The organism is Paenibacillus sp. NPDC056579 (assembly GCF_042793215.1).
Classification (GTDB): Bacteria; Bacillota; Bacilli; order Paenibacillales; family NBRC-103111; genus Paenibacillus_S.
On the sequence record NZ_JBHTVD010000001.1, the window covers coordinates 664478 to 688403 of the forward strand.

Genomic DNA, 23926 nt, shown 5'->3' on the forward strand with positions numbered 1-23926 from the left:
TGCAGGATGCTTTAAGGATTCTGCATAACAACAAATAACAGAAACGGGTGTTGATTATGAAAAATTCACGGAAATCTCAACCTCATATTCATTGGAGGGCGACTATACTTTAACCCTCCAGCCCAATGGAGGAGAAGCTATTGAATGCTAGAACCCAAAAATTTTTGTCCTACTATCGGCCTTATATTAAGTTACTTGTTGCTGATATGGCATGTGCGGTTATCGTTTCTGCCATCACTTTGCTCCTTCCCTTATGTGTGAGATACATCACCAACCATATGCTGGATGGTAACAATCCCGATGCGCTGTACCAAATTTACGGGATCGGAGCCTTTATGCTGGCTTTAGTAGCCGTTCATACGTTCTGTGACATGTTCATTTCCTATAAGGGTCATATGATGGGGGCCATGATGGAGAGCGATATGAGGAGGGAGCTGTTCGATCATTACCAGAAGCTCTCGTTCAGCTTTTATGATGAACAGAAAACAGGGCAGCTTATGACCCGGACGACCAACGATATTTTGTCGCTTGCCGAATTATATCATCACGGTCCCGAGGACCTCGTCATTGCCATGCTCAAATTTATCGGCGTATTCGCCATATTAATCTATATCGATGTGAAGCTGACCTTGATCGTCTTTCTCTTTTTGCCGGTCATGGCCGCCTATGCGTTCTATTTCAATAAGAAAATGAACGCTGCTTTGAGAAAAAGCAAGGATCGGATCGGCGATATCAATGCACAGGTGGAAGATACCCTGGCAGGTATCCGCGTCGTGAAATCCTTTACCAATGAGCAGCTGGAAAAAGAGAAATTCGAATACGAAAACGACCGTTTTGTCCAAAGCAGAAGAGAAGGCTACAAAAGCGAGGCGCTCTTCGCGGAGGGCATGAGTGCATTTACCCACCTGATTACAATCGCCGTCATCATCTTTGGGGGAGCCGCCATTGTGGATGCATCGTTGCAGCTTGCGGATTTGCTGACCTTTTTCCTATGCATCGCTCTTTTGATCGAGCCTATACAGAGACTGGTGAATTTCGCCAGGCTGTATCAGGAAGGGATTACCGGCTTCGACCGGTTTATGGATATTTTGGAGATAGAGCCGGATATTCAGGATGCAGAGGATGCCGTTGAGCTTGCTCATGTGCAGGGGCGGGTACAGTTCCAAAATGTAAGCTTCAAGTATAAACAAGACTATGGCAATGTACTGAATAACGTATCTCTTGATATCCGCGCGGGAGAATATGCAGCCTTGGTAGGGCCATCAGGCAGCGGCAAAACAACGCTTTGCTCCTTGATCCCCCGGTTTTACGAGGTATGCCAGGGGACCATAATGCTTGACGGCCTCGATATCCGGCAGATCAGCCTGCGCTCTTTGAGGCAACATATAGGCATCGTACAGCAGGATGTGTATTTGTTCGCCGGAACCGTGCTCGACAATATCCGGTACGGCAAAGCGGGGGCAAGCAGGGAGGAAATCATCGAGGCAGCCAAGCAGGCGAATGCGCATCAATTCATCATGGAGCTGCCGGATGGCTATGACACGGACATCGGTCAACGCGGCGTCAAGCTGTCCGGAGGGCAAAAACAAAGACTCAGCATCGCGCGCGTATTCTTGAAGGATCCGCCGATTCTCATCTTCGATGAAGCGACTAGCGCATTGGATAATGAAAGCGAGAAGGCCATTCAGGATTCGCTGGAGAAATTAACCGATAACCGCACTACGCTCGTAATAGCCCATCGTCTGTCAACCGTGAGGAATGCGCAGCGAATTATAGTTCTGACGGATCACGGAATCGATGAACAAGGAACGCATGAAGAGCTATATGCTTTAAACGGTACGTATTCCCATTTATATAGCATGCAGCTGAAAATGTAATTCCAAAAGCCACCGGCATGAACCGGTGGCTTTTTTGAGGTGCTTGCAAATACTCAAACAAGCGGTTTTTGGATTAAAGTAGCAAATTTGAACCGGTGTCTGTGACCGTCATTCAATGTGGTCATACCAGTTACAAAGTGGACATGCTTGCCGTTTCCAACAGGAATGGCAAGTCCGGTTCTAATTTTTTTGAGGTCATGGAAATGATTTAAGAAATCGGTATGGGATAGATCGATCTCATGGATGTGGCTTCTTCCAACCCGGATCACTTGCCCTGTAACGCCTGCAAACCGATGATTATGTCTGTCTGCGCCTTCTTCGGCTAATTGTGTACTGCCTTGGAATTCATGCACATGGGTTTGTGTCGGTGTCCATCTTTTTTTGCGTGCCAATATTTTTCTGCTCATATGAGCGTAGGCCTCCTTTAAGTTTAGTTGAATCATGGTATTATATTTTCGCGATTCGAGGAGCGCGTTAGGCAGCTTGATCAATTGTTTGTAGAGTAGGGCAATATGGGAGAATACCCGGTTGCTCCGGATCAGCTGGATCTGGTTATTAACAATTATTGAGAACAATAAAAATGGAGCCTAACGGCCCCTTAATAGTCGTGATTTATGAGATTGGCGCCTCGGCTTCACCACTAAGGTAACGCTTTCGGGCTTATGCTTTTCTAAAGCTTTGTACATCCGTACCCTTCCCGAGTAAGTGGCTGTATGGAGAATGATCTTCCTGGGATACGTTCCTTTCTCAATCATGTACTTTACAACGCGGTACCCGGTCGGCTTATCGGTGCCAAGATTGTAATCCAGCGACAGGACATTGATATTGCCGTCTTTGACGTATCGGATGCATTCTCTAGCGGATCTGGCTAGCTTATACCCTTTGGGTCTTGGTCGCAAGTCATCCAGAAATACGTTGATCATAACCTATCCCCCTTAAGCTTCTCCGTCGTTATTGTCGCCCTTACTATATGCAGGATGCTGCGAGTGTGATTGGGCATTAAAATATGCTAAAGGTTAGTTCCAAAGAACTAAGTTTGTAGTACAATGATTGGGTTGCATGATCGATTCGGGATTAGGTCATTTTAGGCGAGGAGAGTACTGTCACATGCTAAATCGATTTAAAGGCAAAGCCATGATCAAGGCGTTTCAGAGATATGCGGACGATAAGGAGGAATATACGAAGGCATTATGGCTGTTCGGTTATTTATTTTGCGTAGTCTCTGCTTCCACGGTAGGCAGGACATCGGCCGATGCACTGTTTCTGTCCCGCTTCGATGCGTCCGAGCTGTCCGTCATGTATTTGCCTCAGTCGGTTTCGCTGATTGTGATCGGCGTTTTGTTTCAGAAATTCAGCGGCAGGTTTCGTCTGGACCGGTTGATCCAGGTGCTCATTCCGGTTATTTCCCTGCTTGTCCTCGTGTCCAGAATGGGTGTGGGGCTTGGCTATGATTGGGTCTTACCGGTCATTTACATCGGTTATGATGTGTTCAACTTTCTAATGATTGTTGTTTTCTGGCAGTTCGCAACTGCTGTGATGGACCAACGGAAGGTAAAACGGATGATTGGCTTGGTCGGCAGCGGAGGCCTCGTCGGGGGCATCATTAGCGGCTTCGGGCTGAAGCTTGTCGTGCCCGTGGTCGGGACGGCCAACCTGATCTATTTCTATGCCGCTTTGCAGATGCTTGCGCTGTTAGCTGTATACAGACTGATCAAATTGGGTGCGGATCCTAAGGAAACCTTTGCTTCAGCTCCAGCAGGCTCCAAGAAACCGGTCAAGGAGCGACAGAAGCAGGAGGAACCAAAGGGCGGCCTGTTTCATAATGTACCGCACTTGAAATATGTTGCTGTCATGTCCGCCGCTCTCGTGCTCTCGCTTACGTTTATTGATTACCAGTTCAAAGTCATATTGAGAAATACGCTGCAAAATGAAGCTTTGGCCGGATTCATGGGAAGCTTTTACGGTTATTCCGGGTTGTTGGCTTTATTCTTTCAGCTATTTATTTCGGGCACGTTGTTAACCCGCTTTGGGGTGATGACGGCGATTCTCGTATTTCCGGTTGCGTTGTTTGCGGGCAGCCTGGGCGTACTCCTGATGCCGGTGCTGGCTTTGGCCGTTATTGTTAAAGGAAGCGATAAAGTGCTGGGTGATACGATTCACTCCTCCGTTAGCCAATTGATCATGTTTCCTATAGCTCCGTCGTGGCGGAATAAGGCCAAAAGCTTCCTTGACGGCGTTGTACGCAATGGCGCCAAAGGGGCGGCAGGCATCAGCCTTATGATCTTATCTCCGCTGCTGACTGCAGGACAGTTCAGCTACCTGATTCTTGGGCTGCTTGTGTGCTGCGTTGCGGCGGCGATTCAGGTGAAAAAGGCGTATTTGCAAACGTTGCTGTCATCGCTCGAAACAAGAGGCACGGATTTGCAGGAAACGGAGCTTGATTTCATGGATCCGGCTAGCCGGGACATCCTGAGTTCCGCTTTAAGCGGCTCGGACAAGCAGCAGATTCTGTATGCCTTGAAAATATTGCGCGGCTTGGATTCCTTTGATTTGACGCCTTATATCCCGGCTCTGCTGAAGAGTCCTTATCCTGAAGTATGCATTGAGACGATTGCCTATATAGAGCAAAAGGTACCTGCCGGATTGGATAAGGAGCTGAGAGAGCTACTCGATTCCGGCCATCCGAAGATCCAAGCCCAAGCTTTGCTTGCGCTGGCTGCGTATTCCCAGGACGACGATTTGGAGACAATCACAGCCCGTCTTGAAGCGGAGGAAGTAGAGATCCAAGCGGGGGCGATTGCGGGCTTGATCAAATTTTACGGTATCGAGGGGATGTTCCGGGCGGTGGGGACTCTGAAGCAGCTGATGGAAAGCGGGGTCGATGAGGAGCGCCAGGCCATGGCCGTTCTGTTCGGGAGGATCGGTATCCAGAGCTTCTACAAGCCGCTCATACCGATGCTGCAGGATACGTCACCTCCAGTTCGCAGGTCCGCCCTGGAATCAGCCGCTTCGTTACGCGTGCCTGAACTGGTTCCACAGATCGCGCTCATGCTGCGGGATAGCCAGACAAGACGTCATGCTATCGAGGCGCTGGCTGCTTATGACGAAAAGCTGATCATAGGGCTGCTGACACCTTGCTTTCAGCAAACGGGCAAGGATTGGCTGCATCTGCCCAAAGTATTCGAGAGGATCGGAACGCAAGAGGCGTTCGACGCGCTGCTCGCACAATATACTCTGTCTGATTACGAAATGAGGGACAAGCTGGCGGAAGCGCTAAGAAATCTTCGCCCGGGCATACGGCAGGTGAATGAGAAGCTTCTAGAGGAGCTGATCCTCGATGAAATCCGGTTGTACGCGCAATTTGCCGAGCATGGTGCAGCGGTAACGGGAGCCGACGGGAAAGCGGCGGCTGTCTCCGAGGCGATAGCTCAGCTCCGCTCGTCTATGACAGAGCGAATCTTCGGATTATTAGGGCTTATCTATGATGCCAAGACGGTCCAAGCGGTATATATCGGCTGGTCGGAGGGAGATGCGAGACAGCAGGCGAATGCCGCGGAAGTGATGGATCAGCTGCTGCAAGGGCATCTCAGGCTGGAGGTGATCAAGCTTATGACCTCCCCGAGAACGATACAAGGCGGCCGAATGCAGGGGATATCCGGGGAGGACGAGCTGGGTTGGCTCTACGAGCATGGGGATGAATGGCTGCGGCGCATGATCCGATACGAAACCGGTCCACAGAACCGGCTTGGGAACAAGGAAGGGATGAAGCTCGGATTCAGCACGGATGGCAGCTCGGGTATGGAAGAGCCGGACGTTCAGATGAACCGGGTCCGGTGGTTGAAGAACATATCCCTATTCCAGGGCTTGAAGGATAGGGATTTGTTTCAAATTGCCGCGCTGCTGAAGCCTGTATATGTACCGGCTGGTGGAATGGTATTTCAATTACGGGATCCGGGAGATTCCTTATACATTATCGAGAGCGGTCAAGCGGGGGTATACCGTAACCGCGAGCAAGTAAGCGTGCTGCAAGCCGGGGCTTGCTTGGGACAGACTGCGCTGCTTACGCAAAAAGCACGGACGGCCACGGTTCGGGCCGCAACGGATCTGCAGCTGTGGAGACTTGATTCCGCTGCCTTTTACGAGCTGATGTTTGACCGGACCGGGATCGCAATGGAAATGATGAAATTGTTATCCCGCCGTCTGCGATCCATGCTGGAGCGCAGCGCGCAGCGGCTTGAGGCGGATTCAGAGCATGAATCCGTAGAGACGGTTCCAAGCCCGTCGTCGCAATCCGAGGCTGCTGCTTCCGTGGAGAGCGTTCATACTTCAACGGCAGACACGGCTGCGAACAACAAGCTGCTGCGCAGAGTCTTGATCTTGCAAAAAATCGAGCTGTTCTCCCATTTGGCTCAGGATGACTACATCCGACTAGCCCAGATGGTCGATGAGGTGGAATACGAGGCGGGGGAAGCCATCTGCAGGGTGGATGAGTTCGGAGATGCGCTGTTCGGCATCATTGAAGGAAACGTCCGCGTCCATCGAGGCGGTGAAACCTTCGCCAATTTGGGCGAGGGGGAATACTTCGGAGAGATGGCGATCATCGATAGCGGCCTGCGTTCGGCCGATTGTACAGCCGTAGAGCATACAGTGCTGCTTCAGCTGCAGCGCGATCAAGTCTTCTCCTTTTGCTTTCAAAACATCGATGTGCTGCGCAGCATGATGCAGGTGCTGGCGGACCGAGTCAAAGGCATGATTCACGAAGACATAAGCCGTTAGCGCGTGCGGAAAAAGCGGTCATACCCTCAGGAGGAGGCCGCTCGGCTTGTTGACGAAGCATATCCTTTCAGATTTTTATTGATAAAACTCTGGAAGAAGAGCAGTGCTGTACTACTTTCGGACCGTAGATCCGTTATTTAACCGAACATGGTACTATTTACATGAGGATCGGACGTGAGATCCTTTATTTCGCCCAAATACTCTATTTTCGGTTGAAAAATTAGCAAATAGCGGTTTCTCTGTCCGATCGGTCTGCAAAAGAAGCATAGATCCAAAGTATAACGGATTCTCTGTCCGATAGACCGGATAGACCGCCGCCAAGTGTATGAGCAGCTTGTTCCCCACCATTGTATCATTGAATACTGGAGCAAGAAGACTATTCCAGCACTTGTATTAATCTCAAACCGTCTTAGGGATAAGGCGGTTTTCATTTTGCCGGTACGGTAAATTAACCTAGTCATTACTAAAAGATGCTGCCGGGCATCCTGGGAAAACGCCGATAGACGAGTTTCTCGCCACCATAGAATGTATAAGATTCTGAAGGAATCGGATTGAAAAATTCTAGTTGGTGATTCTTTAAGGCCGCTCGTCTCTGTATACCTCGATAGAGGTTGTCTCATCGCCGCTCAGCGCTATATATCGACAATACATGTGTCGCTCCCCGTGCTACAATATGACAAACTTTTTGATCAAGACAAGCTATACTGGGAATATGACAGCATTCCTGTCCGTATTACATATACTAACCCGGGGAGTGGTTTGTGTGGACGAGCAGTTCATTAAGAGGCTTCACACGTTAAATCGTCGTGACGAATTAAGATCGCAGCTATTGATCGAAGGTGTTAAGCTCACTCTCAAGCGCAAGAAGGAATTGGGGTTGTTGGACAGGTATTTTCATTCAAAAAAGGATCCGGTCATCGCAAAAGGCTGGAATGGATAACGGATTAGATGGAATTAAAAATATGCTGATAGCCCGTAAACATGTATTGCGAAAAATCGCGATGCAGCTTACAGGCTATTTTTATCGCATCCATGATGATAGAGCTTTAAGTTATGTGCCCGGCTTAAGAAACCAGCATACCTTGTTGCTCCCCTGCAGAGGTAGCGGTTCGCGGTTAAGCCGCAGTTCAACGAAGGTGGTTGTAAAAGGATAAAAAAACTTCACTTTGCAATCTCCAAGTAGGCTGGTGAGGTCCAGGGCGGCATGCCACACGCCATCCGCGTCATACGTTCCGTCGGTAAAGCCATGGTAGGCTACGAAGTTGGAGCCGGAAGAGGCTATAATGTTCATAGTGAGGCATTGCAGGCTCTCGGGCTGCAGATCCTTCAGATTGATATGAAAATTCCGCAAGCTCGAATCGCCGCTGAACACATGGACATTCACATCGAAGTGCTCCATCGCATCCGAGCCCCCGTCTTGACGCACCCCTTCAAGCTGGATGAAGTAATCCGGTATCGGATCCCCGCGCTCATCGGTCACGCGCATAACGAACTGCTGCCAGGGAGTAAGAATTTTTTTCATATGGCAAGCATTATCCTTATACCAATCGTCCAAATCCGTCTTGCTATTGACATCGAGGGCGCTATGCACCATTTGCACCAGTGCGTCGGTCGGCTGTTTGACGATCGTTCCATGGTTTAAACCTTCAACCGGGATCAGGGGGATGTCAACATGGTGATCCTTGTGCCAATTAGAGAACGTTATCCGATTGCTATCGTCTGTATTGCGGGTTAAATCCAATGTAATCTTCCGCGCGTTCAAGGCGCAGCCGGCCCACCTTACCGTCCCGTCCGTGCCGTCTTCGTTGACTATACTGCGCAACCCACCGTAAGGCTCCGATCCGCAAAAGGTAAAGATGTACGGCGTATCCCCATCCGGCCCGTAATAAGGCTTGGCGCCGAACAAATCTTGATCCGTTAAATCCCAGGTGAAACGGCTTCCCAGCTCCAGCCCTTCGAGAATCCGGTCTCCTGCTTCCAGAAAATCAGGGCCAAGCTCCTTGCGCCCTTTGAATATACCGCCCAACCAGCTGCGACCTTTGTGTGCCAAAGGAGAGCCGAAAGTGGCGGGCGCGAGCGCGATCAAATGCTTGAGGCGATCGCGCCGTTTGGCATAGACGGTGAGCCAGGAGCGGATAACCAGCATCCCGGTCGAATGGACGATAGCATCGAAGACTTCGTCCTCCTTCAAGCCTATTTCCTCACGAAGCGCCCGGTCGAACCCTTCCGCAATATCCGGAATGGTTACCTCGTTGGTCAGCGATTCATAGGAACACACATGAAGGGACTGAGGATCGCGGCCTTTTTCACATAGTCGGTTCACCCAGGTTTGAAAAGCCTCTCCCGTGTCCGAGTAGCCATGAATCAAGACAATCGGTCGTTGCGTCATCGCTTTCCTCCTAATAGCTTGTATTTTGCAGATCCAATGTTATATATAGAAGGATTTCGTCAACTTAGAAGACTGCAGCGGAAATTATATGCTGAAGGCGATGTCGGAAAGCTGATGGAGCTCAATATCGTGCTAGTAGCTTTTTACTAAAACCTATGTAGTGCGGCTTTGCGATGATCGTAAACGTTTACGCTTTTTTGTCGTCATACATGCAGCCGATTAAGAAGAGAAAAACAATAAGAATCCAAAGGACAAACTGATTCATCGTAACACCATCCTCCCAATTGGTTTGCATTTGCTCGGTTTGGGGCAGGGAGCGTTTATGCTGAATGCCTTAGGGAATGTCATTTTATGCTGAGCTGCCATAGGTGGTGCCTAGTCGTTATGGTTCATTGATAAAGGCTATATGGGCTTCAATAGATTGTTATTAGAGAAAGTTGTTAGAAAAGTGCAAATATTTCTTTACATAAGGCATTCCTTTTTTGCAGATGTGTTCTAAAATAAAATATTGCGTAGCAATGAATTAGGACGAGGAGGTAGCTCTATATGGATCAGACGCGTTCCCCGAAGGTTTTTATTCTTGATCCGGCACTGCTGCTGGAAGTCAAGAAACGGATTCACAATCAGGATGAAAAGGTTCTCGGCGCTTGGCAAAAGCTGAAGTCTCAGGCTGCGGATGCCTTGAATGCCGGTCCGTTCTCCGTCGTGCATAAAGCTCTTACGCCTCCGAGCGGAGATAAGCGCGATTACATGAGCATTGCGCCGTATTGGTGGCCGAATCCGCACACAGCCGATGGGCTGCCGTATATTCGGAGGGATGGCGAAGTCAATCCCGAGCGGACCAAGCTGGACCGTTCCGCAATAGGGAATATGAGCAGCCATGTGGATACGCTGGCTTTAGCTTATTTCTACTCGGGGGAAGAAGCTTTCGCCGAGAAAGCCGCTCAGCTGCTAAGAACGTGGTTTATGGACGAGGAAACCAGGATGAATCCTCATCTGAACTACGGGCAGGGTATCCGGGGAATCTGTGATGGAAGAGGCATCGGGATCATTGAAACCAGGGAGCTGTTAAAGGTTGTCAATGCGATAGGGCTGTTGGAGGGATCGGCTGCCTGGACAGCGGAGGATCAGTCGACACTGATCGCATGGTTCACGCAATACCTTGACTGGCTGCTTCAAAGCGATCATGGGCAGGACGAAGCTAGCCAAGCCAATAATCACGGCACGCATTACGATGTACAGGTTGCGGTGTTCAGCTTGTTCACAGGCGAGAAGGACATAGCGAAGCGGGTAATAACCGAAAGCGCTATCTTGCGAGTTGCATCGCAGATCGAACCGGATGGACGTCAGCCTCTGGAGCTCGCACGAACGAAGGCGCTCGGGTATTCGACCATGAACCTGGACGGATGGCTTGATCTGGCAGCTATCGCTGCATCCTTCGGCATAGATTTATACAATTACAAGACGGCCGACGGCCGGGGAATCCGCGCAGCCTTGGACTATATAGCGCCTTTCTATACCGAGCCCGGAGCATTTCCATATCCGCAAATCCAGCCGATGGATATGAATACGGTCATGAAGCTGTTAAGGCGAGGTGCCTTAGCTTATGATGAACAAGAGTATGAGCGAATCATCGATCGTTTACCCAGCATCAACACGGCTCAGAGCCGAATTCAATTGCTGTATCCTGCTTTTGGATGATTACTGCAAATATAGACATATAAGGAGTCAATGAATATGGAAGACAGCAAGGCGCAATTGCAGTCCATCCGGTTAACGGCGACTAAGTCTGCACTTCGTTTGGATGAGCCGGCATGGATCTTTTTGAGCGGGACAATGAGCGACGGAAAGGAAGCGAACTTCCTGGGATATAAGACGGCCTATTCATGCAGCGATACAGAAGTGCTGTCAACGGTGACTAAAATGGGTGTAGGCGCCTATGTCCGGGCCGGCACTCGTACGGGCGGTAACGCCACTGTCACGGTAACTGTCACAGCTCCAAGTGGGGACACATGGACGGACAGCGTCCGCTTCATGGTCATTCCCGAGCCGGAGCGGCCGTTCAACCATGCCTATCACCAGACTCTGACGATGAAGATCAGCGTTTGCTCGAACGACGGCACCGTCTTCAGTACGTTCGAGCAAAGTCTCGAATTGATTAAAAAAACGGATACGCTGACGCGCGGCATTCCCAAAATCGTCTACCTGTCCGGCTGGCAGTACGGCGGCCACGATACCGGATATCCTGCGTGGGATATCGTTAATCCGAAGCTGAAGCGTCCGCAGGATGCTTCTGCACTGGAAAGTCTCAAATGGCTGATGAACGAGGCGTTTGCCTATAACACGACCGTCAGCCTGCATATCAATATGCTCGATATTAATAAGAGCAGTCCCATGTGGGACACTTATATCGAACAGGACCTGATTGCACGCAATGCGGATGGCAGCTTGAAATCATACTTATGGGGCTATCCTATCAGCTTCACGCGGGAATGGAATGCGGGCTTCATGCAAATCCGCATCGATCAGCTCCTACAGATGCTGCCTTTGAAAAAGGCGGGGACGATCCATATCGATGCGTTCCATCAATATATTCCCCGTCTGGAGCATGAGACGATCAGTCCTTATCATAACATCAGCGTTGAAGAGGAGACGGAGACGCAGAAGAAGATTTTCCGTTATTGGCGGGAGCAAGGAGTTGACGTCACCTCGGAATTCGACAAGAAATATCGAGTGGATCCGCTTCTCGGGCTCCAACCGATGGCGTGGCATTTCGGCCAGCTCGATCCGATGAAGGTCCCGGCCGCACTGTGCATTGGCGGCGAAGGCGGCGATCCGCGATTCGGAGTATCGATGCTGGGACAGAAGACGATGAAGACGGACCCGGAACGGCTGGAAGGGTTTGTGGATGAATTTTGCCGTAAGACGCTGGTCTGGTATTACTTGAACCGGCTTGAGCGGCTGTCTGATATTGACGGAGTAGTCACATTCTCGGAAGGCGTCACAAGCTCGATTGACAACGACATTGCCTTAATCCGCCAAGGAGATGTCATTCTGAGAGACGGGCATGATCTATTCGTTCCCGCTCTATGGAACGAGAAGAAGCATAAAGAGATCCTTGCTTTTAGCAGGAACGGGTATGAGAGCCGGGAGTGGACGATGCCTGGAGACTGGAAGCAGGTGGAACAGGTGGATATTTATTCAATTGAATTGTACGGCTTGACACCTATGGTGAAGGGGCAAGCTGTCGGTCAAAGCGGGCTTACTCTAACGCTTGGCAAAGGACAGGCTGTATCCATCGTACCGTCGGGGACAGCGTTACAATGATAAAAATGAGAAACGGAGACGACCTATGGGCAATGTGCAGAAACCGGAATCGCGACCTAATGTGATTATGTTCTTTACCGACCAGCAGCGCTGGGATACGACAGGCTACAATGGCAACCCGCTAGGTCTAACGCCGAACTTGGATCGTATGGCATGGAACGGGATGCAGGTACCGCTCGCTTTTACCTGCCAACCGGTTTGCGGCCCCGCCCGTTCCTGTCTGCAGACGGGGGTGTACGCAACGGCTTCAGGCTGCTTCACCAACGGCATTCCGCTGCCGGAAGGGTCAAGAACTATCGCGCATTCCTTTCATGATGCGGGCTACGATACCGCCTATATCGGGAAGTGGCATTTGGCCAACACGCGTACGGAGCCGGTGCCTGAGGAGCGAAGGGGAGGATACCGCTACTGGCTGGCCGCCGATTCCCTGGAGCATACGTCCGATGCTTATCGCACGCTGCTGTATAACGCGGATAACGAGCCTGTTAAGCTTCCCGGCTATCGGGTCGATGCGCTGACAGATGCGGCGATCCGCTATATCGCGGAAGGGCGTCCGGAAGAGAAGCCGTTCTATCTGTTCCTCTCTTACCTGGAGCCGCACCATCAAAATCATCGCGACGATTACCCTTCTCCGGACGTTTATAAGGGCAAGTATGCCGGCGGACAGTACGTACCGCCCGATTTGGCGGCGCTCGGAGGTACAGCGCATCAGCACCTGGACGGCTACTATGGCATGGTGAAGCGGTTGGATGAAGCGCTTGGCCGATTGATAGACGCGCTCAAGAGTCTCGATTTGCTGGACAATACCGTTATTGCGTTTACCTCGGATCATGGCTGCCATTTCAAAACTCGCAACAATGAGTATAAACGCTCCTGTCACGAAAGCTCGATCCGGGTGCCATTGGTCTTCTCCGGCCCTGGCTTTGACGGAAGAGGCCGCGTACGCGAGCTGGTCAGCCTGATCGATCTGCCGCCGACGCTGCTGGATGCCGCCGGCATTGACGTACCGGAGCAGATGCAGGGGCGTTCGCTGCTGCAGCAGGTGAACCGCCGGAAGGGGGATGCTGATTCCCAATCCCCGTGGCCTCAGGATGTATTCGTACAGATCAGCGAATCGCAGGTCGCCAGAGCGCTCCGGACACAGCGCTGGAAATACGGGGTGCATGCCCCAGAGCGCCACCCGATTAAAGACTCGGGTTCCTCCGAGTACGTAGAACAATTTCTGTACGACCTGGAAGCGGATCCTTATGAATTGACCAATCTGGTCGAATTCCAGTCCCACGAGGCAGTGCGTGCAAGACTGCGGGAGCGCCTGATCCAGCGGATGATCGAAGCGGGCGAAGAGGCGCCGGTGATCGTTCCGATGCTTTCCAAGCCATCGGGGCAGAGGAAAGTGCTGCCTGAGGAAATAGAGATGTAGCCGTTAAAGAGTGACGGAACCGCGCAATTCCATGTTATACTATAGGTAAAATTACCGTATTGGAGGAGTCATGTATGCGATATCGGAATTTGGGGACAAGCGGGTTGGAAGTTTCGGTGCTTGGTTTGGGTACGAATGCATTCGGCGGACGGGCGGACAAGGATACATCGATACGTGTACTTCACCATGCTGCAGACAACGGCATTACGTTCATTGACACCGCCAATATTTATACAGGTACGAAGTCGGAGGAGATCATCGGAGAAGCGTTCGAGGGTCGGCGGCATGAGGTGATCCTCGCAACCAAAGCAGGCATGAAGCGCGGAGACGGTCCGAACTCCAGAGGCTCCTCGCGTCAGCATCTTATGCAGGAGCTCGAAGGAAGCTTGCGCCGTCTGCGGACCGATTACATCGACTTGTATCAAATCCACGCCTTCGATCCGAAGACGCCGCTGGACGAGACGCTCCGTGCGTTGGACGACCTGGTCACTTCCGGTAAAGTGAGATATGTCGGCGCTTCGAATTATTCGGCCTGGCAAATGATGAAGTCTCTGGCCGTTAGCGAAAATCAACGATTGATCAAATATGTATCCGTTCAACCGGGCTATTCGTTGGCGGACCGCGGAGTGGAGCGGGAGCTGATTCCCTTCTGCAAAGATCAAGGCATAGGAGTCATTCCTTACTTCCCTCTGGCCGGAGGAATTCTGACGGGCAAATATTCGGGCGGAGCCGTACCAAGCGGGTCCCAATTGGACAAGAACCCTAACTTCGCGTCGCGGATGGACACCGCCAGAATGGCATTGGGCGAGCGTGTAGCCAACATCGCGGCCGAGATCGGAACATCGGCTACGGCGCTTTCGCTCGCTTGGCTGATGCATCAACCTGCGGTAAGCACGGTCATCGCCGGAGCGACCCGTGAATCGCAGATCGACGAGAATCTGAAGGCGGCGAGCCTGGAGCTTAGCGGAGATGTTCTGAACGCGCTCGATGAAGCGAGTGAGGAATTTATTTATTCTCCGCCGTTTGGAAGCGGACCCCGCAGAAAATAAGACTGAGCGCAAGGGCACCCGCGGGTGCCCTTGCCATTTGGGAATACAGGTGACATGATGAGCAAAATTACGATAGGCATGTTCGCCCATGTGGATGCAGGTAAAACCACGTTCGCCGAACAGCTGCTGTATTATACAAATAGTATTCGGGAGAGAGGCAGAGTCGATCACAAGGATGCTTACCTCGACGCCCATACAATAGAAAAGGCAAGAGGTATTACCATCTTCGCAGATCAAGCCGTCATGTCGTATAAGGGCACGACCTATTATTTGATCGATACGCCCGGACACGTCGACTTCTCTCCGGAGATGGAACGGGCCGTCCGGGTGATGGACTATGCCATTCTCATCATTAGCGCAGTGGAGGGAATCCAGGGACATACGGAAACAGTATGGCAGCTCCTTCATAAGCATAACGTACCGACATTCTTTTTCATCAATAAAACGGACCGGACCGGGGCGGACGCAGACCGGGTCATCGAGGACATTCGCCTTCATTTGACGGCGGATGTATGCCCGTTAACCGGGAGCCTGAAAGATGGAGTCGTCGGGGAAGCTTTGATGGAAAGCATGGCGGAGCGGGACGAGCATTTGCTGGATCAATTCATTGCGGGGACGAGAGATCATGCATATTGGCTGAGCTCGCTACAGGCTATGATTCGAAGCCGCCGGCTCTTTCCGTGTGCAAGCGGCTCCGCGTTGCAGGATGTCGGGGTTAGCGAATTTCTGGACCAGCTGCATACAGCAACGACAGTGGACTATGACGAACAGGCACCGTTCGGCGGGCGCATTTATAAAATTCGACATGACAGCAACGGGGTGCGAATGACCTTCATTAAGGCGTTAAGCGGGACGCTTAAGGTCCGTGATGAATTGTGCTATCCGGCCAATGAAGTTCAGCTATGCGAGAAGGTTACCCGGCTTCTCATAGTTAACGGCAACAAGTCGCAGCCGGTCGAACAAGTGACTGCGGGCGACCTGTTCGCGGTAACGGGACTCACTGCGGCTGAAGCGGGGCAAGGGCTAGGCTTGTTTTCAGACCGGTTGGTCTATGAGATGGTGCCGACGTTGAAGTCCAAGGTTATCTTCGATAACCAGCTGAACGTTAAGGAGGTGCTGAAGGCGTTTCGGATTTTGGATGCCGAGGACCCGTCGCTGAACGTCGTCTGGGAGGAAAGCCTGCAGGAAATTCATATCCACGTGATGGGCGTTATTCAGCTTGAAGTGCTGGAGCAGATTGTTAGAGATCGGTTCCGGCTGGACGTCTCTTTCGGCAATCCGGAAATATTATATAAAGAGACGATTCAATCTGCCGTGAACGGCTACGGGCACTTCGAGCCGCTGAAGCATTATGCGGAGGTGCACCTGCGGCTGGAGCCGGGAGAGCGCGGCAGCGGGATGGAGTTTATGAATGCCTGCCATGCCAACGATTTAACCATTGGCCATCAGAATCTGATCCGTACACACCTCTTTGAGCGGGATCACCACGGGATCTTGACGGGGATGCCGGTTACCGATATCAAGGTGACGTTGCTGACGGGCGCAGCGCATAATGAGCATACGCACGGCGGAGATTTTCGCGAAGCCACCTTCCGCGCGTTAAGACAAGGATTGGAGAAAGCGCGCAACGTGCTTCTCGAGCCTTACTATCACTTTAAAATCAAAGTGGAGCTAGACGATATGGGCAGGGTGTTATCCGACATTCAAAAAGCTAGCGGACGCTTCGAGCCGCCTCAAACGACAGACACCCATGCGGTCATAACGGGGCAAGTTCCGGTAGCTACTTTTATGAATTACAGCACGGAGCTTGCTTCCTTCACGCACGGCAGAGGCAGCATCCAGCTCGTCTTCGGCGGCTACGATCTCTGTCACAACGAACAAGAAGTGATTGAGCGGAAGGGCTACAGGAAGGATGCGGACCCGCTGTACACCTCCTCGTCGATTTTTTGCGCCAAGGGACATGGCTATACGGTAGCATGGGATGAGGCGGAGGCGAAGATGCATCTATTATAAACCTTGAGGGCAGAAAGGCAGGAGGAACCCATGGCTGTACATCAATTTAATCCAAATGGTTACTTCAATACGATAGGCGGGCATCAGCCCGTACTCCATATTAGCGATGGAGATACGGTGATTACGACTACCGTCGATGCCAGAGGCTGGGATCAAAGAGGGGAAAGTGCCGCGCTACGGGGGAATCCGATGACCGGTCCCTTTTATGTGGAAGGTGCGATGCCCGGAGATACGCTGGAGGTTCGGCTCGAGTCGATGACGCCTAACCGGGAGTGGGGCTGGACCTCCAATGTATTGGCTCCCCATGTCGTTGACCCCGGCACGGCGCTGCCGCCGTCGGAAATCGTGCGGTGGGCCGTGGACGTCGGTCAAGGTGTCGCCGCTTTGGAGCAGCCGAGCCCCGGATTAGCGAACTTGAAATTGCCTTTGCGTCCATTTCTCGGTTGCTTCGGGGTTGCCCCTTCGAGAGGCCAGGCCATTTCTACGGCGACTAGCGGCGAGCATGGCGGAAATATGGATTATAAAGGATTTACAGCCGGTGTTTCCGCCTATTTTCCGGTATTTGCGGAGGGAGCGCTTTTCCACCTGGGCGATGGTCATGCCCTTCAAGGGGATGGGGAAATCGCGGGAACCGGAGTGGAAATCAGCTTGGATGTCCGTTTTTCCGTCAAGCTGCATAAAGGGAAAACCATCCGATGGCCTAGAGGGGAGTCGGGTACGCACTGGTTTTGCATCGGCAATGCCCGGCCGTTGGACCAGGCGCTTCAGCATGCGACGACAGAGATGCTCTCGCTGCTTCGCGACAATTATGGCTTAAGCGATACGGAAGCGAGTCTTCTCTTGGGCCAAGCGGTCGAGTATGAAGTGGCCAATGTGTTCAATCCGGCATACAGTGTCGTCTGTAAAATGCCGAAAGCAGTCTTGTCTATGCTGTAGTTCCGGGGCTGTAGCTCCAAGGCCGTATCCAGAAGCAGGATGCTTCGGACATTGGAGCTGGGGCAGTCTGGTTGCCGTCATTGATTGGGTTAAGATACACCATTGTCGATGACGGCTATTCCCAGAACCGGTTTGCCTTAATAGTTAGGCAGCCTAACTTTTCCCGAATCTATAATTGGATGCGCTTACAATGCGGTTCCGGATTCATCATTTTCACCAGACAGGAGAATGATCATGACGAAGAAGAGCTACTTCGTAAAATTATTGGCCTTCAACATTGCATTGGTCATCATTTCCGTATCCTTCCTCGGGTATATCGCTTATTGGAAAACATCCGGAGCGCTGAACGAGAAGATCCAAACCGTTAACACACAGCTGTTGACCCAAACGCAGCTCCAATTGGAAAATTCACTGCAGTCCATTGAAGCGGCTATCGTTCAATTATCTTTATCGCCGAGCTTCACCGCTATTTTGGAGGACGATTTAACCGGAATTAGCTACGACAATTATTTGAAGGTCAGGAGCATGGTGCTCGAGATCAGCTCCCTATACCTGCACGATTCCATTATTAATAACATCGAAGTCATTAATTTGGACAAGGGCTGGGTGCTTCGCAACGGCGGGGTTGTCGCGCTGACCGAGGCGTATAACGGTGAAGAAATAGAGGGGCTGAGGCAATCCGTCACCGGCTCGACATGGACGAAGCTGAATGCCGATTATTTTCAATACATATTGAAGGTTCCTTTTCCGACATTTCAGCAATTCACAGGCATGATTCGAACGAAGGTGTCGAGCCACGATATCAATCAAGAGCTGATGGCCAGTAAGGAATTGGGGGAAATGACGCTGATCGACGCGAACGGCCAGATGATCCGCGGCTTGACTCAGTATAAGCTGGTACAAGCGGATGTCGACGCGTTGATTGACCAGATTCATTCAAGAATACAGCAATCCCCGAAGGGCACGTTCCTCACCAAGCTGGGGAAAACCGATTATTCGATCATTTACATGCAATCCGCCAAATACAAGTGGACCTATGTATCCATCGTATCCACTTTGGAGGCAAGGCGAGATTCCCGGTTTATCGGTTTGTTTATTTTTGTTACCGGGTTTCTTGTGATTAGCGTGTTTTTTGTGTTTTCATTATTCGGATCGAAAAGACTGTATTCGCCGATTAAGCGGCTGTATCAGCTTGTGGCCTTGCATTCCAACGAGAAAACGGTGCAGCAAAGCAATGAGCTGGACTTCATGAACAGCAGGCTGCAGCTGTTTTTTCAAGATAGCCGCAAGCTGCAAGGGCAGCTCAGCATTCAGTCGCAGCAGCTGAACGATTTTTTTGCCTTCAAGCTGTTCCAAGGGGAGGTCAAGCAGCACGAGATCGATAAGAAATGGGGCCATCCCGCTCCATGGAGCCAGTTCGGCGTCCTGGTCATCCAAATCGATACGCTGGAAGGAACGGTGTATAAAGAGGCCGATAAAGACCTGCTGCTGTTTGCCGTGAAAAACATGGGGGCAGAGGTCGCCGACGAAGACTTGGTGCTGGACCCTGTCATTATTCATAATATGGCCGTCATTCTGATAGGAGTGAACCATCGCAGCGAAGAGGCGCTGCGCGAAGACATGTACTTGCTGTCGCGCTCCATTCAACAGGCGATCAAGCAATATTTGCGTCTGCAAATCAGCATCGGCATCAGTCTGCCCTTCACCAAATCGGTACAGGCCGGGGATGCATTCCATGAAGCGGCGGATGCGCTCAAGTCGCGGATAACCTATGGGCGGGAGGCGATACTCTTCGCTGCTGAAGCCGATGCGGCCGAAACGGCGAAGGCGAAATACCCGACGCACCTCGTGAAGGAATTAACCGAAGCCGCCAAATTCGGCGACTTGAACCAGTCCAGGCAATGCCTCCATGCTTTTATCATGGAAATTTTCTCGGGCCAGCACGATTACCGGAATGGCACGATGTTTACTTTTCTGCTGATTATCGATTTGATCAAAATTTCCCATCACTCCGAGGAAAGGTTCCTCAAGCTGCTGAAAGACAAGCCGATCTTTAACCAGCTGGATCAATTGCTGCAGACGTCCGCTCAAGAGACGGAAGAGTGGTTATACCGTCAGATTGTAGAGCCGATCATCGAAGAAATGATGACGCGCAGCGAGACACAGCAAAGAAATATTACGAAAATGCTCATTCAAATGATCCACGACGAGTACGATTCGGATCTGACGCTGGAAGGCTGCGCATCCCGCCTGCATTACAACCCGAACTATTTGGGCCAAATGTTCAAGAGGGAGACGGGCAGCAGCTTCAGCGATTATTTATCCCACCACCGACTGACCATTTCCAAGAAGCTCCTCGTCGAAACCGATGACCTTGTGCAGGATATCGCGGAGAAGCTCCGGTTCAGCAACTCGCAAAATTTTATTCGTTCCTTTCGTAAGCTGGAAGGGATGACGCCCAAGCAGTATAGGGAACTTGCGGCCAAACGCTGATGGAGAGCCGATAATCCCTGCACGACTGCACTAAGGATTATCGATAGTTCAGCCGAAAATGGTGATCTTTAGAGTAGTGCGGAACGGATTATTTACTATCGGGGATCGGTCTTGGTATGTTACGGAAGGAGACCGGACAGAAGGGGGATATGAAAATGAATACGCTTGCAAATGAGGCCCGGGATAAGCCTGTTTCAGCGAGTGTAAGGACCAACGGGAAAATGGACCGATTCGTAAAAGAGCTGATCAGAGACCGCTGGCTTTACCTTATGCTGCTTCCGGGCGTGCTGTATTTTCTTGTTTTCCGCTATTTACCTATGTGGGGGCTAGTCATTGCGTTTCAAAATTATATGCCGTTCCTCGGGATTATGAAAAGCGAGTGGGTCGGCTTTTACCACTTCAAGTATTTATTTACTGGCCCAGATTTCTGGATGCTGCTTCGCAATACGGTTGTTTTGGCCGTGTACAACATATTCTTCTTTTTCCCGCTGCCGATCATCGTGGCGCTTATGCTTAACGAACTAAGACACGAGTGGTTTAAAAAAATCGTCGTTTCGCTCATCTACGTTCCGCACTTTTTATCGTGGGTTATCGTCGTCTCTTTCTTTTATATTTTCTTCACGATCAAAGACGGCATTGTAAATGAGCTGATTCAAACGTTCGGCTTTGACAAAATCCATTTTCTTGACAGTGCGGCCTGGTTCCGGACGATGGTGACATTGGAAGTGATCTGGAAGGAAACCGGCTGGGGAACGATCATCTTTATGGCGGCGCTGGCCGGCGTCAATCCGCAATTGTACGAGGCGGCCAGGATGGACGGGGCGAACCGTCTGCAGCAGCTGTATCATATTACGCTGCCTTCGATTCGAAGCACTATCGTCATCCTGCTGATTTTGCGTTTGGGATCGTTCCTGGATACCGGGTTCGAGCAAATCTTCCTTATGCTGAATGCGCTGAACCGCGAGGTCGGCGAAGTATTCGACACGTATGTATACACCGTTGGGATTCAAGGCGGCCAGTTCAGCTTCAGTGCGGCGGTAGGCATGTTCAAATCGGTCGTCGGGCTGCTGCTCGTATTAATTACGAACCGGTTGGCGAAGAGGTTCGGCGAGGAAGGGATTTACTAACCGGAAACAGGGGAAAGGAGAGAAGGCAATGCATGCTCAACGTTCCTGGGGCGGACTGTTATTCGACGTCCTCAATTATGTCCTATTGTTCCTTATGGCTTTCGTTACGGTTATTCCGTTCCTGCTTAACGTGACCGGTTCGTTCGCGTCGCCGGCGGAGGCGCTGCAAAAAAACTTCATTCTCATTCCGGAGCAATTCTCGCTAGAAGCGTATCGCTATATATTCAGCACGAACATCATCCCGCGCTCGCTGCTAGTGACGATCTTTATTACGATCGCAGGTACGGCCCTCAATATCGTGCTCACTTCCTTGATGGCTTTCCCGCTGGCTGCGAAGCGCCTTCGCTTCCGACGTCCGGTTATGCTGATGGTCATCTTCTCCATGCTGTTCAGCGGCGGGATGATTCCGACCTACCTGGTGATCAAGAGTCTCGGGCTCTTGAATTCGTATGGCGCACTGTTATTTCCAAGTGCGATCAGCGCATTTTACTTGATTATATTGAAAAACTTTTTCATGCAGCTGCCGGATGAGCTGGAGGATTCGGCCCGGATCGACGGCTGCAACGACCTGCAAACGCTGTTTCGTATCGTCATTCCGTTATCGATGCCCGCTCTGGCTACGCTGACGCTCTTTTATGCGGTCGGCCATTGGAATACGTTCTTCAATGCACTGCTGTATATTAACGACTCCGCCAAATTTCCGATTCAGGTGTGGCTGCGCACCATCGTCATTTTGTCGCAAACGGGGATCGGCGATTCGGCCAATTCCTTCGAAGGCGCGATTCCTCCGGGCAAGACGATTCAGATGAGTGTGATCGTCGTGTCTACGCTTCCGATTCTGATTGTGTATCCTTTCCTGCAAAAGCATTTTGCCAAAGGCGTGCTGCTCGGGTCGGTTAAAGAATAGGTGTCAGCTCATTAGAGAGCTCATCATACAGTACAAATAAAATGGAGGGTTGATTTTATGAAAAGAGGCAGGTTGAACAAGTCGGCAGCATCGCTAGCATTGTTCACGGTTTTCATCTCAGCCTTGACGGCTTGCAGCAGCAATTCGCCGACGCCAACAGCTACGAACCCGTCGGATTCTGGCCCGAAGACCATTAAAATGATGAGCCAGTACGAGAGTGCGGAGCCGCCGACGGCGGATAATCCCGTGGTCAAGCATATCGAGCAGGTAACCAACACCAAATTGGACATTACGTGGGTGCTGAATTCCAACTACACGGATAAATTAAACGTGACGATGGCCTCGGGAGATTTGCCTCAAGCGATGCTTGTTGTCAATCCGCAGGATACGGTTATTGTCAGCGCCGCACAAAACGGATTTTTCTGGGACGTGGAGCCTTTCCTGAAAGACTATCCCAATCTGAGCAAGCTGGATAAGAATACGCTGAACAATACCCGGATCAACGGGAAAATATACGGGCTCTACCGCGGACGGTACCCGGAAAGAATTGTGCTGTATTTCCGTAAGGACTGGCTCGATAATGTGGGCATCAAGGAGCCGCCAAAAACTGTGGACGAATACTATCAGGTGCTTAAGGCGTTTACGTATAACGATCCGGATAAGGACGGGAAGCAAAACACGTGGGGCATTACCGAGAACAAGGATCTTGGCACGTACACGTTCCCGCTTCTGTTCGGCGCTCCGAACGGCTGGGGCTATGCGAACAACCAGATGGTTCCCGATTTCATGACCAAAGAATATATGGATTATTTGAAATTTATGAAAAAGCTGTACGACGAGAAAATATTGAATCAGGATTTCGCCACAGTGCCTAGCGCGAATGTGTCGGACGACTGGAGCAAGGGGAAAATCGGCATTCGGGGCAATATTGCCGAGAATTACCGTGGCGACTCCTTCTCCTATCTGGGCAAAACGCTGCCTGGAGCCGATGTCCACATCATCCCGGCATTGGTCTCGACGACCGGACAGAAGCGCGTCCATACTAGCAGCGGCTACAACGGCATGTATATGTTCCCGAAATCCAGCGTGAAAACCGAAGCCGACCTGAGGAAGATTCTCAGCTTCTTTGACAAAATGGCGGACGACAAATTAATCAAAACCGTCATGCTCGGCGTCGATGGAGTTCATTACAAAGAAGAGAACGGCGTGACCAAAATTTTGGACGACACGAAATACAACAAAGAAGTGGTGCCCGTAGTCCATTTGGCTATGCGTCTGGATCTCATAAACAACGGCACGACGCTCGCGAAGGAAGCCGAGTCCGCATTGAAGGAAATCAAGCAGTATGGGGTTGCGGACGCCACCTTCGGACTCATCTTGAGCGATGACGGCAAGAAAAAGCTGTCGACCAACAAAAAAATAATCGATGACGCCAAAATCAAATTCATCATGGGTGTGATCGATGAATCCGGCTACAACAAGGAGATCGACCGTTGGAAGCAGCTTGGCGGCAATGATGTCATTAAGGAATATACCGAGCTGTATAGCAAAAATAAAAAATAATCTTCTACATGCAGCATAGAAGTAGGGGCGGATCAGGACGAAGGTTCTG

Annotated in this window: 15 protein-coding genes; 12 read left to right on the forward strand and 3 right to left on the reverse strand. The window is 51.0% G+C overall.

Features of this window, described 5'->3' with window-relative positions:
* The first annotated feature begins 140 nt into the window (after positions 1-140).
* Positions 141-1877, forward strand: coding sequence for an ABC transporter ATP-binding protein (locus ACFQ88_RS03110; protein WP_379451700.1), 1737 nt, complete (start codon positions 141-143; stop codon positions 1875-1877).
* Between the two features lie 53 nt (positions 1878-1930).
* Here the strand turns inward: ACFQ88_RS03110 and ACFQ88_RS03115 are convergent, their stop codons facing one another.
* Both ACFQ88_RS03115 and ACFQ88_RS03120 read right to left on the reverse strand, forming a co-directional pair.
* On the reverse strand, positions 1931-2284 hold the full coding sequence (locus tag ACFQ88_RS03115) for a YmaF family protein (protein WP_239634970.1): 354 nt from the start codon (positions 2282-2284) through the stop codon (positions 1931-1933).
* A gap of 180 nt (positions 2285-2464) precedes the next feature.
* Positions 2465-2800: a cyclic-phosphate processing receiver domain-containing protein gene (locus ACFQ88_RS03120; RefSeq protein WP_379451702.1), complete on the reverse strand. Its 336-nt coding sequence runs from the start codon at positions 2798-2800 to the stop codon at positions 2465-2467.
* A gap of 184 nt (positions 2801-2984) precedes the next feature.
* Here ACFQ88_RS03120 and ACFQ88_RS03125 point away from each other — a divergent pair, with 184 nt between their 5' ends.
* Positions 2985-6653, forward strand: a complete 3669-nt coding sequence (locus tag ACFQ88_RS03125) for an Npt1/Npt2 family nucleotide transporter (protein WP_379451704.1) — start codon at positions 2985-2987, stop codon at positions 6651-6653.
* Positions 6654-7704: 1051 nt separating this feature from the next.
* Here the strand turns inward: ACFQ88_RS03125 and ACFQ88_RS03130 are convergent.
* A complete protein-coding gene (locus ACFQ88_RS03130; RefSeq protein ID WP_379451706.1) occupies positions 7705-9042 on the reverse strand; it encodes an esterase/lipase family protein in 1338 nt (445 codons plus the stop codon).
* Between the two features lie 546 nt (positions 9043-9588).
* On the opposite strand from ACFQ88_RS03130, the gene ACFQ88_RS03135 reads away from it, so the two are divergent.
* The 10 genes from ACFQ88_RS03135 to ACFQ88_RS03180 all read left to right on the forward strand — a co-directional run bounded on the left by ACFQ88_RS03135 (position 9589) and on the right by ACFQ88_RS03180 (position 23877).
* Entirely contained in the window at positions 9589-10743 is a 1155-nt protein-coding gene (locus tag ACFQ88_RS03135) for an alginate lyase family protein (protein WP_379451708.1), read from the forward strand.
* A 36-nt stretch (positions 10744-10779) separates the two neighbouring features.
* On the forward strand, positions 10780-12369 hold the full coding sequence (locus ACFQ88_RS03140; protein WP_379451710.1) for an endo-alpha-N-acetylgalactosaminidase family protein: 1590 nt from the start codon (positions 10780-10782) through the stop codon (positions 12367-12369).
* A 25-nt stretch (positions 12370-12394) separates the two neighbouring features.
* Positions 12395-13789: a sulfatase family protein gene (locus ACFQ88_RS03145; protein WP_379451712.1), complete on the forward strand. Its 1395-nt coding sequence runs from the start codon at positions 12395-12397 to the stop codon at positions 13787-13789.
* Positions 13790-13863: 74 nt separating this feature from the next.
* Positions 13864-14838 carry an aldo/keto reductase gene (locus ACFQ88_RS03150; protein ID WP_239634978.1) on the forward strand — a complete coding sequence of 325 codons (975 nt, stop codon included), beginning with the start codon at positions 13864-13866 and terminating at the stop codon, positions 14836-14838.
* Positions 14839-14895: 57 nt separating this feature from the next.
* Positions 14896-16851, forward strand: a complete 1956-nt coding sequence (locus tag ACFQ88_RS03155; protein WP_379453556.1) for a GTP-binding protein — start codon at positions 14896-14898, stop codon at positions 16849-16851.
* Between the two features lie 30 nt (positions 16852-16881).
* A complete protein-coding gene (locus ACFQ88_RS03160; protein WP_379451714.1) occupies positions 16882-17787 on the forward strand; it encodes an acetamidase/formamidase family protein in 906 nt (301 codons plus the stop codon).
* 234 nt (positions 17788-18021) lie between these two features.
* The gene (locus ACFQ88_RS03165; protein WP_379451716.1) at positions 18022-20280 is read left to right on the forward strand and encodes a helix-turn-helix transcriptional regulator; all 2259 of its coding nucleotides are present in this window, start codon (positions 18022-18024) and stop codon (positions 20278-20280) included.
* A gap of 155 nt (positions 20281-20435) precedes the next feature.
* Complete coding sequence (locus ACFQ88_RS03170) at positions 20436-21407, forward strand: ABC transporter permease (protein WP_379451718.1); 972 nt, start codon at positions 20436-20438, stop codon at positions 21405-21407.
* Between the two features lie 28 nt (positions 21408-21435).
* Positions 21436-22314, forward strand: a complete 879-nt coding sequence (locus ACFQ88_RS03175) for a carbohydrate ABC transporter permease (RefSeq protein ID WP_239634981.1) — start codon at positions 21436-21438, stop codon at positions 22312-22314.
* Between the two features lie 57 nt (positions 22315-22371).
* Positions 22372-23877, forward strand: a complete 1506-nt coding sequence (locus ACFQ88_RS03180; protein ID WP_379451721.1) for an extracellular solute-binding protein — start codon at positions 22372-22374, stop codon at positions 23875-23877.
* Positions 23878-23926 lie beyond the last annotated feature (49 nt).

Coding starts and splice junctions, on each gene's coding strand:
- ACFQ88_RS03115 (WP_239634970.1), bottom strand. CDS start 2,284: ATGAGCAGAAAAATATTGGCACGCAAAAAAAGATGGACACCGACACAA.
- ACFQ88_RS03120 (WP_379451702.1), bottom strand. CDS start 2,800: ATGATCAACGTATTTCTGGATGACTTGCGACCAAGACCCAAAGGGTAT.
- ACFQ88_RS03125 (WP_379451704.1), top strand. CDS start 2,985: ATGCTAAATCGATTTAAAGGCAAAGCCATGATCAAGGCGTTTCAGAGA.
- ACFQ88_RS03130 (WP_379451706.1), bottom strand. CDS start 9,042: ATGACGCAACGACCGATTGTCTTGATTCATGGCTACTCGGACACGGGA.
- ACFQ88_RS03135 (WP_379451708.1), top strand. CDS start 9,589: ATGGATCAGACGCGTTCCCCGAAGGTTTTTATTCTTGATCCGGCACTG.
- ACFQ88_RS03140 (WP_379451710.1), top strand. CDS start 10,780: ATGGAAGACAGCAAGGCGCAATTGCAGTCCATCCGGTTAACGGCGACT.
- ACFQ88_RS03145 (WP_379451712.1), top strand. CDS start 12,395: ATGGGCAATGTGCAGAAACCGGAATCGCGACCTAATGTGATTATGTTC.
- ACFQ88_RS03150 (WP_239634978.1), top strand. CDS start 13,864: ATGCGATATCGGAATTTGGGGACAAGCGGGTTGGAAGTTTCGGTGCTT.
- ACFQ88_RS03155 (WP_379453556.1), top strand. CDS start 14,896: ATGAGCAAAATTACGATAGGCATGTTCGCCCATGTGGATGCAGGTAAA.
- ACFQ88_RS03160 (WP_379451714.1), top strand. CDS start 16,882: ATGGCTGTACATCAATTTAATCCAAATGGTTACTTCAATACGATAGGC.
- ACFQ88_RS03165 (WP_379451716.1), top strand. CDS start 18,022: ATGACGAAGAAGAGCTACTTCGTAAAATTATTGGCCTTCAACATTGCA.
- ACFQ88_RS03170 (WP_379451718.1), top strand. CDS start 20,436: ATGAATACGCTTGCAAATGAGGCCCGGGATAAGCCTGTTTCAGCGAGT.
- ACFQ88_RS03175 (WP_239634981.1), top strand. CDS start 21,436: ATGCATGCTCAACGTTCCTGGGGCGGACTGTTATTCGACGTCCTCAAT.
- ACFQ88_RS03180 (WP_379451721.1), top strand. CDS start 22,372: ATGAAAAGAGGCAGGTTGAACAAGTCGGCAGCATCGCTAGCATTGTTC.